Raw genomic sequence first — 16,040 nt, forward strand, 5'->3', positions numbered from 1 at the left:
TTGTAAACTTTTGAAGAAGTTTAAACACAAATGACACGAATGTTTCACAAGCATTGCGGATTCTGATGGGGATTAATAGGGGCGGGCTTTAGCCCGCTTCAGATTGTAACGCTTCAAATTGGTTTTAAACCAAACTTATTTTTCCTTCAGTTTTAAATGTAAAGCTATTTGAATTCTACATATTTTAAGAAGGAAAGATTTAATCAACAAGTTGATTTGATGAACCTTTTTTTTACACTTCGCGCAGCAAATTTATTCGCCTTTGCCCTCTGAAAATAAATTTAGAATAAAAATTTTGCGTAAAATTGATGTCAAGAGATTTTCAAGAACGATCAAAGAACTAAAATACGATAGCAATGGAAATCTGTGGGCAATAAAATCTTCACGAGAAAATTAATTTTAATTAAATAAATTTGTCCTTTAAAAATAAATCTATTGGACTTCTATCCATCCATCGAAAGATCAGACATTAGGGAAATCAAAAAGTTTCAGGAGCAAAAACTTCAGGAGCTTTTGGTTTACCTTGAAAAAAACTCACCTTTTTACCAAAAAGTATTCAGGGAAAACAAAATCAATATTTCTGAGATTCAGACTTTAGAAGATCTTCAGAAAATCCCGATCACCACAAAAAACGATATTCAGCAGCATAATGATGATTTTTTCTGTGTAACTCCGGATAAAATTGTGGATTACAGCACGACATCAGGAACACTAGGTGACCCCGTAACCTTCGGATTATCAGATAACGACCTTGAAAGATTGGCTTATAATGAAGCAATTTCTTTTGCCTGTGCCGGAATTCAAAAAGGAGATGTTGTCCAGATGATTACAACCATCGATAAAAGATTCATGGCCGGACTTGCTTATTTTTTAGGCTTAAGAAAAATGGGTGCGAGTGTTGTCAGAATGGGACCGGGAATTCCTGAACTTCAGTGGGATTCTATTTTCAGATACAGGCCGAAATATTTAATTACTGTTCCTTCATTTTTATTAAAAATGATCGATTATGCCGAAAAACACGGAATTGATTATAAAAACTCAAGTGTTTACGGTGCAGTTTGTATCGGGGAGAGTATCAAAAATCAGGACTTTACAGATAATATTTTATCCCAGAAAATTAAAGAAAAATGGGATATTAAATTATTCTCAACCTACGCTTCCACAGAGATGAGTACCGCTTTTACAGAGTGTGAAGAACAAATCGGCGGACATCATCATCCGGAGCTAATCATTACCGAAATTCTTGACGACGATGGGAATCCGGTAAAAGAAGGTGAAAGCGGGGAATTAACCATTACAACTTTAGGTGTTGAGGCTATTCCGTTATTAAGATTCAAAACGGGAGATATTGTAAAAGTACATGATGAACCTTGTGCGTGCGGAAGAAATACAATGAGATTCGGTCCGGTGATCGGCAGGAAGCAGCAGATGATCAAATATAAAGGAACTACATTGTATCCGCCCGCGATGAATGATATTCTGAATGATTTCGATGGTATTCTGTGTTACCAGATTGTTATTCAGTCGAATGAAATCGGGTTGGATGAAATTATTATTAAAATAAGTACAGACAGTGGTTCCGAAGGTTTTGTAAGTGAGGTAAGAGATCATTTCCGGGCAAAGCTGAGAGTAAGTCCGAAAATTGAACTTGTTGATTTTGATATTTTATCTAAAACAGTTTTTAATCCAAACAGCAGAAAGCCAATTACGTTTATCGATTTAAGATAAATAAAACGGCCTGAAATTTCAGGCCGTTTTTTATACTTGTTGCTTTTCTTTTTTAATGAATTCCGCGAGATTCTTGATCGCTGTATCATGTATTCGTACAAAAGTATTTTTTTTGTCCCATACATAACCTGCGAGAACTGCACAGATTTTTCTTTTCACATCGGGGTTTTCCGGTTGGTGGAAAAACAATTCCTGGAGATTTCCGGTGTACCATTCCTTTACATACGTGGTAAAAACGTCAACACCATAAAGAATATAGTCCGCAAATTCCTTTTGCCAGTCAACTTTCTCACCATTCAGCTGTCTCAATGCCAATTTTGCGGCCGTCATTCCGCCCTCTGTGGCAAAAGCCATTCCTGAAGAAAATACCGGATCAAGAAATTCCGAAGCATTTCCTGTTAAGGCAAAACCGTCACCGTATAATTTTTTTACTGAACACGAATAATCTTTAAGATGTTTAGGCTCGAAAAGAAAGTCTACATCTCCGAAACGTTTTACATAATAATCTGAAAGAGAAATCGCTTTTCTCAAAGCTTCTGTGGTATCGCCGTTTTCAGAAAGTCGATCGATATATTCAGTAGGTCCCACAATTCCTACGCTCGTATTTCCGTTGGAAAAGGGAATTACCCAAAGCCAGACTTCCGTTTCGATAATATCAAAAGAAATCAAAGTTCCTTCGGTGCCTTCTTCTCTGTTAATATCTTTAACATGAGAAAAAATAGCAGAGTGGGGAGAAAGTTTTGAAGGTTTTTCTAAATCAAGAAGTCTCGGTAAAACTCTTCCGTAACCGCTGGAGTCGATGACAAATTTGGCGTGGATTTCTTTTGTTTCGCCATTTTTATTTTTTACAGTGGTCACAGAATCTGTTCCGTTGAATTCAATCCCGATAACTTCCGTTTCGAATTCCAGATCAATTCCTTTATTAATAACTTCCTGAGCCAGAACATTGTCAAAATCTGCTCTGGGAACCTGCCACGTCCAGTCCCAGCCTTCTCCGAACTTATTGCTGAAATCAAAAATGCATACTTCTTTTCCTCTCAGAAACCGGGCGCCCAGTTTTTTTTCAAAACCCATCTTATGGAGTGCGGGAAATAAGCCTGCTTCATCAAAATGATCCATTACCCGTGGAATGAGGCTTTCTCCGACAACCAGTCTTGGGAATTTCGTCTTTTCAACAACTTTTACGTTGACGTTGTTCTTCTTTAAGTATGAAGAAGATACGCATCCGGACGGGCCGGCTCCGATTACAAGAACGTCAACAAATTCTTTGCTCATCTTTGATTTTTTATTTTAATAATAACTTCTATCTTTGCCGCAAATTAATAACAATTAATTAATAATTACAAAATTATCATATTATTACTTTCAATAAATGAAAATAAATAACTTTTTAGAACTGAGCGATTTTAAAAAAATCATCAATGAGAATAAGAAAATAGAACTGGACGAAGCACTTCTTGCCAGAGTAAATGAAAGCTTTCAGTTCTTAAAGGAATTTTCAAAAAATAAAGTAATATATGGTGTGAACACAGGCTTCGGACCGATGGCACAATTTAAGATCAGTGACGAAGATACACACCAACTGCAGTACAACCTAATCAGAAGCCATTCTTCAGGAATCGGAAATCCGCTTCCGGCAGACGAAGCAAAAGCCTGTATGTTGGCCAGGCTTAATACATTATCTCTGGGGAAATCAGGCGTTCATGAGTCTGTAGTAAATTTACTTAAAGAATTAATAAACAGAGATATTACACCGCTTATTTTTGAGCATGGAGGTGTTGGAGCGAGTGGAGATTTGGTTCAGCTAGCGCATCTTGCTTTGGTGTTGATCGGGGAAGGTGAAGTTTTCTATAAAGGAGAACGAAAATCAACGAAAGAGGTTTTTGAAATTGAAAACTTACAGCCGATTCAGGTAGAAATCCGTGAAGGATTAGCTTTAATGAACGGAACTTCCGTGATGTCCGGAATTGGTGTTGTTAATGCACATAAAGCGAATCAGTTAACGGATATTTCAATCAAATTATCTTGTGCGATCAACGAAATCGTTCAGGCGTACGACGATCATTTATCAGAAGTACTGAACGGAACAAAACTTCATGAAGGACAGCAGAAAATTGCAGAAAAAATGAGGACTCATTTGTCCGACAGTAAATTGATCAGAAAAAGAGCAGATCATTTATATACTCATTTTGAAGAGCAGGAAAAAGTTTTCAAAGAAAAAGTTCAGGAATATTACTCTTTACGATGTGTTCCGCAGATTTTAGGACCTGTTTTGGATACTCTGGAATATGCTGAAAAAGTATTGGAAAACGAAATCAATTCAGCGAATGATAATCCGATCATCAATGTTGAAGATCAGCATGTTTATCACGGTGGAAATTTTCACGGAGATTACATCTCTTTGGAAATGGATAAGCTGAAAATTGTAGTAACAAAACTGACCATGCTTGCCGAAAGACAGTTGAATTATTTACTGAATTCCAAAATTAATGAGATCTTACCTCCGTTTGTTAATTTGGGTAAATTAGGATTCAATTTCGGGATGCAGGGTGTTCAGTTTACGGCTACGTCAACCACGGCAGAAAGCCAAATGCTGTCGAATCCGATGTATGTTCACAGTATTCCTAATAATAATGATAATCAGGATATTGTAAGCATGGGAACAAACGCTGCAGTTATCTGCAGAAAGGTTATTGAAAATGCTTTCGAGGTATTGACGATTGAGGCCATTACTATTGTTCAGGCCATTGAATATCTTGGCTTTCAGGATAAAATTTCATCAGCAACTAAAGAGCTGTATGACGAAATTAGAAAAATTATTCCCGCATTTTCGGATGATATGGTGATGTATCCTTATCTGGAAGAGGTGAAGAAATATTTGAAGACAGTGTAATTTTTTAATGAAATTAATTGTCTTTAATAAGGAAATAAAATATACTTTAAAAACTAACACTACAAAGTAACACATGAAATGTGCAATCGTCACAGGAGGCTCAAGAGGAATTGGAAGGGCCATCTGTATAAAACTGGCTGAGGAAAAGAATTACCATATTTTAATTAACTACACTTCGAACGAGGCTGCAGCAAAGGAAACTCTGGCTAAAGTTGAAGAACTTGGATCTACAGGTGAGATCCTGAAATTTGACGTAGGAAACGCAGAAGAAACCCAGAAAATTTTAACGGAATGGCAGGGAAATAATTCTGATGCTACCGTTGAGGTTATCGTAAATAATGCCGGAATTACACGAGACGGACTGTTCATGTGGATGCCGAGTGAGGACTGGAACGCGGTGATTAACACCAGTTTAAATGGTTTTTTCAATGTGACGAATTTCTTTATTCAGAAACTGTTGCGTAATAAATACGGAAGAATCATCAATATGGTGTCAGTTTCCGGAGTGAAAGGGACAGCAGGACAGACAAACTACTCTGCTGCAAAAGGAGCTTTGGTAGGAGCTACAAAAGCTCTGGCTCAGGAAGTAGCAAAACGAAATATTACGGTAAACGCAGTGGCGCCGGGATTCATTAAAACAGATATGACCCAGGAGTTTAACGAAGACGAATTAAAAGCGATGATTCCTGCAAACCGATTCGGAGAAGCAGAAGAGGTGGCAGATTTAGTTGCGTTTTTAGCTTCTAAAAAATCATCGTACATTACAGGTGAAGTTATTAACATCAACGGAGGAATCTACTCATAATAATTTAGCAATGTAATAATTTAACAATGTGCCAATAATGGAGATTCTTTATTTCGTTCAGAATGACAGAATGTATTATGGCTGCTAATTTGAAATTGTTACACTGTTAAATTGATAAACTGTTACATTTTTTAACATGGAAAATAGGGTTGTCATTACCGGAATGGGAATTTATTCCTGCATCGGAACTTCTTTAGAAGAGGTGAAAGAATCTTTATTTCAGGGAAGATCCGGGATTTTTTTAGTAGATGAAAGAAAGGAGTTTGGCTTCAGATCCGGATTAACAGGAGTTGTTCCGAAGCCTGATCTTAAAAATCTTCTCAACCGCAGACAGCGTGTAAGCATGGGCGAAGAAAGCGAATATGCATATATTGCAACGCTTGATGCTCTGAAGCAGGCCAATATCGACCAGGATTTTTTAGACAATAACGAGGTCGGAATTTTATACGGAAACGACAGCGTTTCCAAGGCGGTGGTAGAATCTATTGATATTGCAAGAGAGAAAAAAGATACGACTTTAATGGGTTCAGGAGCGATTTTTAAATCCATGAATTCCACAGTAACCATGAACCTTTCGACCATTTTTAAATTGAGAGGAATCAACTTAACCATCAGCGCAGCCTGTGCAAGCGGTTCTCATTCTCTGGGATTGGCTTATATGATGATTAAAAACGGGTTCCAAGAAATGATTATTTGTGGAGGAGCGCAGGAAACCAACAAGTATTCAATGGCGAGTTTTGACGGACTGGGTGTTTTCTCAGTAAGGGAAAATGAACCGACAAAAGCATCAAGACCTTTTGATAAAGACAGAGACGGATTAATTCCGAGTGGAGGCGCAGCAACTTTAATTGTTGAAAGTTTAGAGTCTGCCCAGAAAAGAGGAGCCAATATCATCGCGGAAATTGTCGGTTATGGTTTTTCTTCCAATGGAGGGCACATCTCCACACCTAATGTAGACGGACCCGCTTTAGCAATGGATCGGGCTTTGAAACAATCCGGATTATCGGCAAAAGATATTCATTATATTAATGCTCATGCGACTTCCACACCAATTGGTGATGCCAATGAAGCCAAAGCCATTTACGAAATTTTTGGAAGTCAAGTACCGGTAAGCTCTACGAAATCAATGACCGGTCACGAATGCTGGATGGCAGGTGCAAGTGAAGTTATTTATTCTATTCTGATGATGCAGAACGATTTCATAGCACCGAATATCAATCTGGAAAATCCTGATGACGAAGCAAAAAGGATAAATTTGGTTGCCGAAACAAAAAGTCAAAAAATTGACGTATTTTTGTCGAATTCTTTCGGATTTGGGGGAACCAATTCTGCATTAATCGTTAAAAAATTTAATTAAAAACATGGAAAGGGAAAAAATTGTTGCGATTGCCAATGACTTTTTAGTCAACGAATTTGAAGTAGACGGCGACGAAATCAGCAACGATGCCAACTTTAAAAAAACCTTAGGCCTGGACAGCTTAGATTATATTGACCTTGTAGTAGTGATAGAATCTAATTTCGGAGTGAAATTAGGCGAAACTGATTTTAAAAACATCGTGACTTTTGACGATTTCTATTCTACTATCGAAAACAAAATCGCAGAAAAAAATAAATAATTATAATGTAGCAATATAACAGTTTACCAATGTATGATCGAATAATTGTTACACTGTTACATTATTACATTCTTCAATTACGGCTATGAACAAGTGGAAGGGTAAATCTAAAGGGACGATTTTGGGCTATAAAATTTTCGTCTGGTGCATTAGAAATATCGGGGTCAGAAGTTCATATGTTGTGCTTTATTTTGTTGCTTTCTATTACTTTTTGTTCGAGAAAAACAGCAACAGGTATTACAGATATTATTTCGGGAAAAGACTCAATTACAGGTATTGGAAAACAAAAGTTTCTTTATTTAAAAGCTACTTCACTTTCGGAACGGTTCTCATTGATAAAACAGCTATTTCAGCCGGATTACGGGACAAATATACCTACGAATTTGACGGGATTGAAAACCTCAGGAACCTTTTAGCGGAAAAAAAAGGAGGCGTCCTCATCAGCGCCCACATCGGCAATTTTGAGATTGCAGAACACTTTTTTGCAGACATCGATTTTGACTGTCAGATCAATTTGGTGACAACAGATCAGGAAGTTACCGTTATTAAGGAATATCTTGAGAGTGTTTCCGTTAAAAAAAGCAATATCAAATTTATCTATGTCAAAGAAGATATGTCCCATATTTTCGACATCAATGAAGCATTATCCAAAAACGAGCTGATCTGTTTTACGGGTGACCGTTATTTTGAAGGCTCAAAATTCTTAGAAGGAGAATTGCTCGGAAAAACGGCGAAATTTCCTGCCGGACCTTTTCTTATTGCTTCACGATTGGGCGTTCCCGTGGTCTATGTGTATGTGATGAAAGAAAAAAATCTTCATTATCACCTTTATGCAAGAGTTGCCGAAAACGTCAAAAAACGCGATGCACAGGGGCTTCTCAACTCCTATACCCGAAACCTGGAATCTATGATCAGGAAATATCCTCTCCAATGGTTCAATTATTTTGATTTTTGGGATGATATTGATTAAATTTCAATATTTTTAGGGCAGCTTTTCCGTCTTCCGCTCCCAATCTTTTTTCGCTTTCACAAAAAAAGGATTTCCGCTCAAGCCGGGCTGCAAATAACTCAGCAAAAACGTTGGCAAGGCTTCCAAAAAACTGATAAAAAATTAATCTCCTTGAAAAAAACACACGACATACTCGTAATCGGCAGTGGATTGGGCGGTCTTGTTTCGGCACTTATTCTGGCGAAAGAAGGCCTGAAAGTCTGTGTCCTGGAGAAAAATAACCAGTATGGAGGAAATTTACAGACCTTTTCCCGGGATAAGGTTGTTTTCGATACCGGAGTTCATTATTTAGGAGGTTTGTCGGAAGGGCAGAATCTGTATCAGTTTTTTTCATATCTCGGAATAATGGATGAGCTTCAGCTCAGAAAAATGGATGAACAGGGTTATGATAAAATCACCTTCGGGGATGATGAAAACGAGTATCCGCATGCGCAGGGCTATGAAAATTTTGTCGAGCAGCTGTCAAAATATTTTCCGGAAGAAAAGGGGAATTTACAAGATTACTGTGAAGAAATTCAGCGGGTGTGCAGTCAGTTTCCAAGATACCATGTAGTAGGCAAAGAAAATTATAATGAAGAGGTACTTCACTTAAATACCAAAAGATTTATTGAGTCTATAACCACAAATAAAAAACTGCAGTCGGTTTTATTAGGTTCAAATTTTTTATATGCCGGAGACTCCGAAAATATTCCGTTTTATGTTCATGCGCTTACGGTCAATTCTTATATCCAGAGCGCTTACAAATGTGTGAAAGGAGGAAGCCAGATTTCAAAACTGCTGATCCGCAGACTTCGTGAATATGGTGCCGAAGTATACAAGCACACTGAAGTTTCTGAATTTATTTTTAATGAAAATAATGCGATAACCGGAGTGAGGACTTCAGCAGGAAAAGAATATTTTGCAGAGAAATTCATTTCCAATATAGAAATCCGCTCTGCCATTCAACTGATTGGTGAAGCGCGGCTGAAAAAGTCATTTTTAAATAGAATCATGAGCTGGCAACCGGTTTCTTCCTGCTTCAGCGTATATCTGGTCCTTAAACCTCAAGCAATCCCGGATTTTAATTATAATATTTACCATTATTCCAACGAAGAAATGGTGTGGAATGCTTATCAATATCAAAAAGGATCCTGGCCTGAAACATATATGCTTTCTTCAACAGAATCAAAGCATAATCCCGGTTTTGCAGAAAGTCTTACCGCAATTTCCTATATGGATTTTGATGAGGTGGAAGAATGGCAAAATACATTCAATACCGTTGCAGAAGAATCTGAAAGAGGGAAAGCGTATGAAAGATTTAAAGTGGAAAAAGCTGAAAAAATGATTGATGCTTTAGAAAAAAAAATTCCGGGTTTGAGAAAAAATATTAAAAGGTACTATACCTCATCACCATTGTCTTACCGGGATTATATCGGAAGTTATAACGGAAATATGTACGGCTACAGCAAAAGTTCGGAAAATCCTCTGAGAACAATGGTTTCCCCAAGAACAAAAATCGATAATCTTTTTCTGACCGGCCAGTCTGTGAATATGCATGGTATTTTAGGCTGTACGATCGGAGCTTTTAATACCTGTGCGGAAATTCTTGGCAAAGAATTGATGGATAATAGATTAACGCATTTTATTAACGAGAATAAAAGTGGAGAATAAAAGCAACAGTAATTTACGGATCGTCATTCCGGATAAAGAAAAACATAATGAAGAATCTATACTAAAAATGATTTTCTTTTTTCGTCGTAATGCAGGATGTTTCATGTTGTTTCTAGGTTTCAGCATTATTTTTATCCTGACATCTTGCGGAATCCGGAAATCTGTACACCATATTCCTGATGTAAGGCAATATTCCCTTGAAATCCCTAAGGTTAACAAAATAAACGATTCAACTTTTAGTTTTAACCAAAATTATTTAACGAAAAACAAGCAGCAGATCTGGGAACTGTACATTAAAGGAAATCCCTTGCAGCTGGGCTACAACAATGGAGCTTTAACACAGAATCTGATGCAGAGGCAGGAGAAGATCTTCTTTTCAAAAGTGGAAGGCTTTGTTCCCTCAAAATTTAAACAAAATATCCTGCGCGGATTCCTGAAATGGTACAATCGGAAAATGTATCTCAATGTTCGGGAAGATTTTCAGGCAGAATTGTATGGTTTGTCTCAATATTCTTCCGATGAATACAATTTTATAGCTCCGAAATACCTTAGGAATCTTTACCTGCACGGTGCTCACGACATCGGTCATGCGATGCAGGATCTCATGATGGTGGGATGTACTTCTCTGGCCGTCTGGAACGAAAATACGGAAGACGGTGATTTGCTGATCGGAAGGAACTTCGATTTTTATGTGGGTGATGATTTCGCAAAAAATAAGGTCGTAGAATTTGTAGAACCAGAAGACGGAATTCCTTATATGTCTGTGAGCTGGCCGGGAATGATCGGTGTGGTTTCCGGAATGAATAAAGAGGGTCTTACAGTAACGATTAATGCCGGAAAGTCTAAAATTCCGCTAACTGCAAAAACCCCGATTTCTTTGGTTACAAGGGAAATTTTGCAGTACGCAAAAAATATTGATGAAGCGGTAGCTATTGCAAAGAAGCGGAACGTTTTTGTCTCGGAATCCATTCTTGTGGGAAGTGCAAACGATAAAAACGCTGTTATCATCGAAGTATCGCCGGATAATTTCGGTGTGTATAAGGTTAATAATACAAGCCGTGTTTTCTGTACCAATCATTTCCAGTCGGAAGCCTATAAAAATGATAAAAGAAATCAGAAACACATTGCAGAAAGCCATTCCGAATACCGTTACGAAAAGCTTCAGGAACTTTTAGAAGAAAATAAAAAACTGAATCCTGAAAAAATGGCTGTCATTTTAAGGGATAAATCAGGGCTGAAGGGCAAGAAAATAGGTTACGGAAACGAGAAAGCGATCAACCAGCTTATTGCGCATCACGCTGTCATCTTTTCACCTCAGAAAAAATTGGCGTGGGTTTCGGCAAATCCTTATCAGCTCGGTGAATTTGTGTGCTATGATCTTAGTGAAATTTTTTCTGAAAAAAAACTGAAGAAAGGTGATTTTGCAAGATCCGAAATGAATATTGCGAAAGATCCTTTTCTCGATTCTCAGGAATTTAAAAATTATGAACGGTACAAACTCATGAATGAGGAAGTAAAAAAAGGGATTGAAGGCGAAACGTTGTTAACGGAGGGTTTTCTGGCAAATTATCAATCCTTTAACCCGGATTTCTGGTTAGTATATTATCAATCCGGAAAGTATTATTTAAATAAAAAGGAATACGCTAAAGCAAAAAAAGAATTTGAAATAGCTCTGACGAAGGAAATCACTACTATTCCGGATAGAAAAAATGTTGAACGATATCTTCGTAAAGCGTACGATAAAGCCAAATAATCAATTAAAACATTTTAAAAATATTATGTTATTGTAATTTTTTTAATAATATTTTTTTCATTTTATATTTTCCAATGTGTATCTATTTTATCAGATTTTAACAGGTTTAATGTGTGTTATTTTAGTAAATTTTAAGTTATTTCAATGATATTGTTATTTTTATTGATGATTATTCTATTTTATATGATTTAAATGATTAAATTCGTTTTCGTTAAATCGTAATGAATGAGAAAAATCTACTTACTGACTTTATTTTGCTTTTTAGTGCTGTTTTCCTGTAAAAATGACGAGAAAATTGAAAGTATAGAAACGGAGAGTTCTTTTGTTAATTTTAATATTGATGCGGTTCCGTATTCAAAATTATCGACTTACATGTTTTTTACGGGGGAATTGAAAAATCTGCAGCCAAACACCAAGGTAATTCCTTACGAGCCGGCCAGTTCACTTTTTACGGATTATGCGTTGAAAAAGAGATTCATCTGGATGCCGGGCGGGGTAAAGGCAAGCTATGATACTGATGATAAAGTATTAAATTTTCCCGTCGGAACCGTGTTAATCAAAAATTTCTATTACAATACCATACAACCCGGGAATACGACAAAAATTCTTGAAACCCGCTTAATGATCAAAAAATCAACAGGTTGGATTTTTGCAGAATACCTCTGGAATGATGCCCAGACTGAAGCCGAATTGGTTACCGGAGCCAACTTTGCTAGCGGCAGTTCTAAGAACATTACTTTCAAAAAAGATAATGGTGAGATTATCACCACCGATTACAGGATCCCTTCAGAAACGGAATGTCTGGCCTGCCATAAATTAGATAATAAACCTATTCCTATCGGTCTGAAACCCCAGAATATAAATGGTACATACAATTATCCCAACGGAATTAAAAATCAGTTACAGAAACTCGTAGATGAAGGATATCTTCAGAGTTATCCATCCAATATCGTTTCTACTGTAAATTACAAAGATACAACTAAGCCTTTGGATATCCGTCTTAGATCTTATTTAGATATCAACTGTGCGCATTGTCATCAGGAAAATGCACGGTGCGATTACAGGGCAATACGTCTAAGCTTCAGCCAGACTGCCAATCTGACGAAGATGGGAGTATGTGTAATGGCCGATGAACCTCTTAATTCTTCATTGGAAAGAATTATTACACCCGGCAATCCTGCCAAATCAGTGATGCATTTCAGGCTGAGTTCTACCAATGAAAACAACAGAATGCCTCTGCTCGGAAGGACCATTGTCCATGATGAAGGAGTGGAACTGCTGCAACAATGGATTTCCTCTTTGAATCAGACTTGTCCATAAAAATAACACTAAAAACTTTTATCCATGAAAAAAATATTCCCCTTATTTGTTTTATTATTGAACAGTACATGGATCTCTGCGCAGCTTACATGTGCTACAGCACTTCCAATCGGCTTAGGAACGGTTACCGCTCCGGATGTAACAGGAGACCCTCCTTTAACGGTATGTACTTTAACGAATGGACCAGGGACAAAAGGTTTGTGGTATAAATATACAGCCACCGCAAATAAAACGATTAAAATTACCACTTCGTCTGCTGGTCAAAATGCAGATACCCGTTTAATAGTATTTTCAGGAAATTGTACCGCGCTCAATTGTATTACAGCCAACGATGATTATACGGGACAATTTTCTCAGGTGACTTTTAATGCAGTTGCAGGCACAACTTATTATATTGTATTTGATAACAAATTTTCTTCATTAGGCTTTAATATCAATGTTTCAGAAGTAGTGGTCCAGCCGGATCGTCTGACCTTTACCTCTCAGTCGGTTTCTGTTGCAGGAAGTTTTAATAACTGTATTGTAGATATGAATGGAGATTATCTTGATGATATTGTTTCTGTAGTAAGCGCAACCCAGGTTGTTATTTCTTATCAGCAGCCGGGAGGAACATTCAATAATGTAACATATACCGTTCCCAGTACTATTATAACACCTTCCTGGAGCATTGCAGCCGGAGATTATGATAACAATGGTTTTAACGATCTTGTTTATGGTTCTGGAAGCGGAATTGCTTTCTTAAAGGCAAATGCTACAGGAACAGCTTACACATCCGACAGGAAGCCGCAGTCTTTTTTGGTTCAGAGAACCAATTTTATCGATATCAACAACGATGGTAAATTAGATGCATTTATCTGCGATGATAATGCCCCTAACAGATATTATATCAATGATGGGACAGATATGAATCACAGCCAGGGCGGACTGGGCGATTTCCCTTCCGGAGGTAATTATGGGTCTATCTGGATCGATTATGATAATGACGGAGATATGGATCTCTTTATTGCGAAATGCAGCGGTGGCGGTTCGGGGCCCGGCGGGAATATCGATGAACTTCACAGAAATAACGGCAATGCTACTTTTACCAATGTAGCGGCGACAGCCAACATGGCAAACCCTGTTCAGACATGGTCTTCCGCGTGGGGAGATTTTAATAATGACGGCTGGATGGACGCAGTGGTGGGGATTAATTCCACAGCAAATGGACTGAGTAAAGTAATGAAAAATAACGGAGACGGAACCTTTACCGATAAATCTTCGGGATCAGGCTATGATACAACAAATGCATTGAGCAGAGAATATGTAGCCTACGATTTTGATAATGACGGGTTTTTGGATGTATTAGGTGCCGGAAATACCATTATGTTCGGGAACGGAGATTTTACTTTTACCCCAAATCCCAACCCCTATAACCTCAGCAGCTTTGATCGTCCTATCGGGGATTTAAATAACGACGGGTTTCTTGATATTCAGAACGGAAGTACTGTCTTAATGAATGCAGGGAATACCAACAAATGGCTCAAAGTAACCCTGAAAGGGACTCAGAGCAACAGAAACGGAATTGGAGCCAGGGTAGAAATCTACGGATCCTGGGGAAAACAGATCAGGGATGTACAGAGCGGAACAGGTTTTGGAAATATGAGTACGCTGAATGTTCATTTCGGGATCGGTCAGGCTACAGCCATTACAAAAGTGATCGTACGTTGGCCTTCCGGTATAGTGGATACAATTTATAATGTAAATCCTAATACAACATTAAACGTAATTGAAGGGTCATTCTTAGGCACAAAAGAGATTCAGGCTGCGGAAGAAATGTTTACGGTATATCCAAATCCTGCACATGATATAATCCAGTTTAAAAGCCAGTCAGATTTTACTCCGGAGCAGGCAAGGATTTATGAAATGAGCGGAAGAATTATTCTGCAGGTTAAGGTTGAAAGAAACCAGGTTTCCGTAAAAGATGTAAAACCGGGAACTTATATATTGCAGGTAACAGATAAAACAGGAAAGAATTATTCACAGAAAATAACAATTAAATAAAAACTCAAATGATACTGCAGGGTCGAAAGGCCTTGCGGTTTTTATTTGAACTTACGTATTTTCCGGATCTACTTTATTCAGGAACAAGAAAACGGCAATTCCGGAAAGAATAGACATCGAAACCGATAATATCGCACTGCCGATAAGATACTGAAGAAGATTATTTTTTACCAGATCAAAATTAAGCTCCTGACTGAGGATATTGCTGTCACCCCCGACAAATGGTGATCCCAGGAACAGTGAAGCCGCAATAATAAAAGGAATAAATGGCGGCAGGCTCACATTCGACGCTACAAAAGCCAGCACCTTATTGAGTTTAAAAAGTACTGCTAATGAAATGGTAAGCAAGGTATGAAAGCCCCAAAAAGGAGAAAAGCCGATTAATACACCAAGCGCAATGGAAAATGCTTTCGTACGGTTGCTTCCGTCACTTTCCAGAACATCTTCCTTTAGAAATCTTTTAAAACTTTTTTTTTTGAAGTTATTTATGAAATTTCTTGGGATGATATAAACCAGCGTAATGGCTACCAAAATCGTATTGAGAATACTGATTCGGGTGAAATCTTTAAAAGGCCTGAAATGAGACACTCTTTCTGCAGGATCGTACAATACTTTTACAGGAACATTTTTTACAGGAACGTGTCGCCACGCTGTCCGTACGATGATTTCAATCTCAAATTCAAATTTCGGGGTAAAATATTTCCTTGGAATTTTATGCAGTGGGTACAGCCTATAACCTGATTGCGTATCCTGTAATTTTATACCGGTCTCAAACCAGAACCAGAAGTTGGAAAAACGGTTTCCAAAGCTGCTTTTTTTGGGAATTCCATCCTGAGCCATATTTCTGTTTCCGATGAGAAGGATATCCTGATTTTCCTGTATCAAAGCCTCAACAAAAACCGGGATATCATCCGGATAATGCTGCCCATCAGAATCAATCGTAATAGCATAGCTATAGCCCATCTTTTCTGCTTCCCTGAAACCTGTTTTTAAAGCATTTCCTTTTCCTTTATTTTCTGGCAGGTGAATTACCTTTATCTGAGAATAGCTATGTAAAATAAGCGGTGTTGTATCTGTAGAGCCGTCATTCACTACGATAATATGATCCGTGTATTCCAAAACACCATCGATGACTCTTCTCAGTGTTTTTTCATTGTTGTAGGTAGGAACTAAAATGCAGATATTCTTTTCGGAAATTGCATTCTGTACTTCGGCAAAAATCATGG

Annotated in this window: 12 protein-coding genes; 10 read left to right on the top strand and 2 right to left on the bottom strand. The window is 37.7% G+C overall.

Features of this window, described 5'->3' with window-relative positions:
* The first annotated feature begins 435 nt into the window (after window positions 1-435).
* The gene (locus tag HHL20_RS14610; RefSeq protein ID WP_169231905.1) at window positions 436-1,728 is read left to right on the top strand and encodes a phenylacetate--CoA ligase family protein; all 1,293 of its coding nucleotides are present in this window, start codon (window positions 436-438) and stop codon (window positions 1,726-1,728) included.
* A gap of 30 nt (window positions 1,729-1,758) precedes the next feature.
* Here the strand turns inward: HHL20_RS14610 and HHL20_RS14615 are convergent, their stop codons facing one another.
* Window positions 1,759-3,003 (bottom strand): NAD(P)/FAD-dependent oxidoreductase, encoded by a 1,245-nt coding sequence (locus HHL20_RS14615; protein WP_169231906.1) that lies wholly within the window; start codon window positions 3,001-3,003, stop codon window positions 1,759-1,761.
* Between the two features lie 97 nt (window positions 3,004-3,100).
* On the opposite strand from HHL20_RS14615, the gene HHL20_RS14620 reads away from it, so the two are divergent.
* The 9 genes from HHL20_RS14620 to HHL20_RS14660 all read left to right on the top strand — a co-directional run bounded on the left by HHL20_RS14620 (window position 3,101) and on the right by HHL20_RS14660 (window position 14,814).
* On the top strand, window positions 3,101-4,621 hold the full coding sequence (locus HHL20_RS14620) for an HAL/PAL/TAL family ammonia-lyase (RefSeq protein ID WP_169231907.1): 1,521 nt from the start codon (window positions 3,101-3,103) through the stop codon (window positions 4,619-4,621).
* Between the two features lie 73 nt (window positions 4,622-4,694).
* Window positions 4,695-5,426, top strand: a complete 732-nt coding sequence (fabG, locus tag HHL20_RS14625; protein WP_169231908.1) for a 3-oxoacyl-ACP reductase FabG — start codon at window positions 4,695-4,697, stop codon at window positions 5,424-5,426.
* A gap of 136 nt (window positions 5,427-5,562) precedes the next feature.
* The gene (locus tag HHL20_RS14630; RefSeq protein WP_169231909.1) at window positions 5,563-6,783 is read left to right on the top strand and encodes a beta-ketoacyl-[acyl-carrier-protein] synthase family protein; all 1,221 of its coding nucleotides are present in this window, start codon (window positions 5,563-5,565) and stop codon (window positions 6,781-6,783) included.
* A 4-nt stretch (window positions 6,784-6,787) separates the two neighbouring features.
* On the top strand, window positions 6,788-7,042 hold the full coding sequence (locus HHL20_RS14635) for an acyl carrier protein (protein WP_169231910.1): 255 nt from the start codon (window positions 6,788-6,790) through the stop codon (window positions 7,040-7,042).
* A gap of 85 nt (window positions 7,043-7,127) precedes the next feature.
* Entirely contained in the window at window positions 7,128-8,012 is an 885-nt protein-coding gene (locus tag HHL20_RS14640) for an LpxL/LpxP family acyltransferase (RefSeq protein ID WP_169231911.1), read from the top strand.
* A gap of 150 nt (window positions 8,013-8,162) precedes the next feature.
* The gene (locus HHL20_RS14645; protein ID WP_169231912.1) at window positions 8,163-9,701 is read left to right on the top strand and encodes a phytoene desaturase family protein; all 1,539 of its coding nucleotides are present in this window, start codon (window positions 8,163-8,165) and stop codon (window positions 9,699-9,701) included.
* Window positions 9,702-9,804: 103 nt separating this feature from the next.
* Window positions 9,805-11,454, top strand: coding sequence for a C45 family autoproteolytic acyltransferase/hydolase (locus HHL20_RS14650; RefSeq protein WP_169231990.1), 1,650 nt, complete (start codon window positions 9,805-9,807; stop codon window positions 11,452-11,454).
* A gap of 225 nt (window positions 11,455-11,679) precedes the next feature.
* Window positions 11,680-12,774 (top strand): hypothetical protein, encoded by a 1,095-nt coding sequence (locus HHL20_RS14655; RefSeq protein WP_169231913.1) that lies wholly within the window; start codon window positions 11,680-11,682, stop codon window positions 12,772-12,774.
* Between the two features lie 24 nt (window positions 12,775-12,798).
* Window positions 12,799-14,814 carry an FG-GAP-like repeat-containing protein gene (locus HHL20_RS14660; protein WP_169231914.1) on the top strand — a complete coding sequence of 672 codons (2,016 nt, stop codon included), beginning with the start codon at window positions 12,799-12,801 and terminating at the stop codon, window positions 14,812-14,814.
* 51 nt (window positions 14,815-14,865) lie between these two features.
* Here the strand turns inward: HHL20_RS14660 and HHL20_RS14665 are convergent, their stop codons facing one another.
* Window positions 14,866-16,038, bottom strand: a complete 1,173-nt coding sequence (locus HHL20_RS14665) for a DUF2062 domain-containing protein (RefSeq protein ID WP_169231915.1) — start codon at window positions 16,036-16,038, stop codon at window positions 14,866-14,868.
* Window positions 16,039-16,040 lie beyond the last annotated feature (2 nt).

It is taken from the genome of Chryseobacterium cheonjiense (assembly GCF_012927265.1).
Taxonomy (GTDB): domain Bacteria; phylum Bacteroidota; class Bacteroidia; order Flavobacteriales; family Weeksellaceae; genus Chryseobacterium; species Chryseobacterium cheonjiense.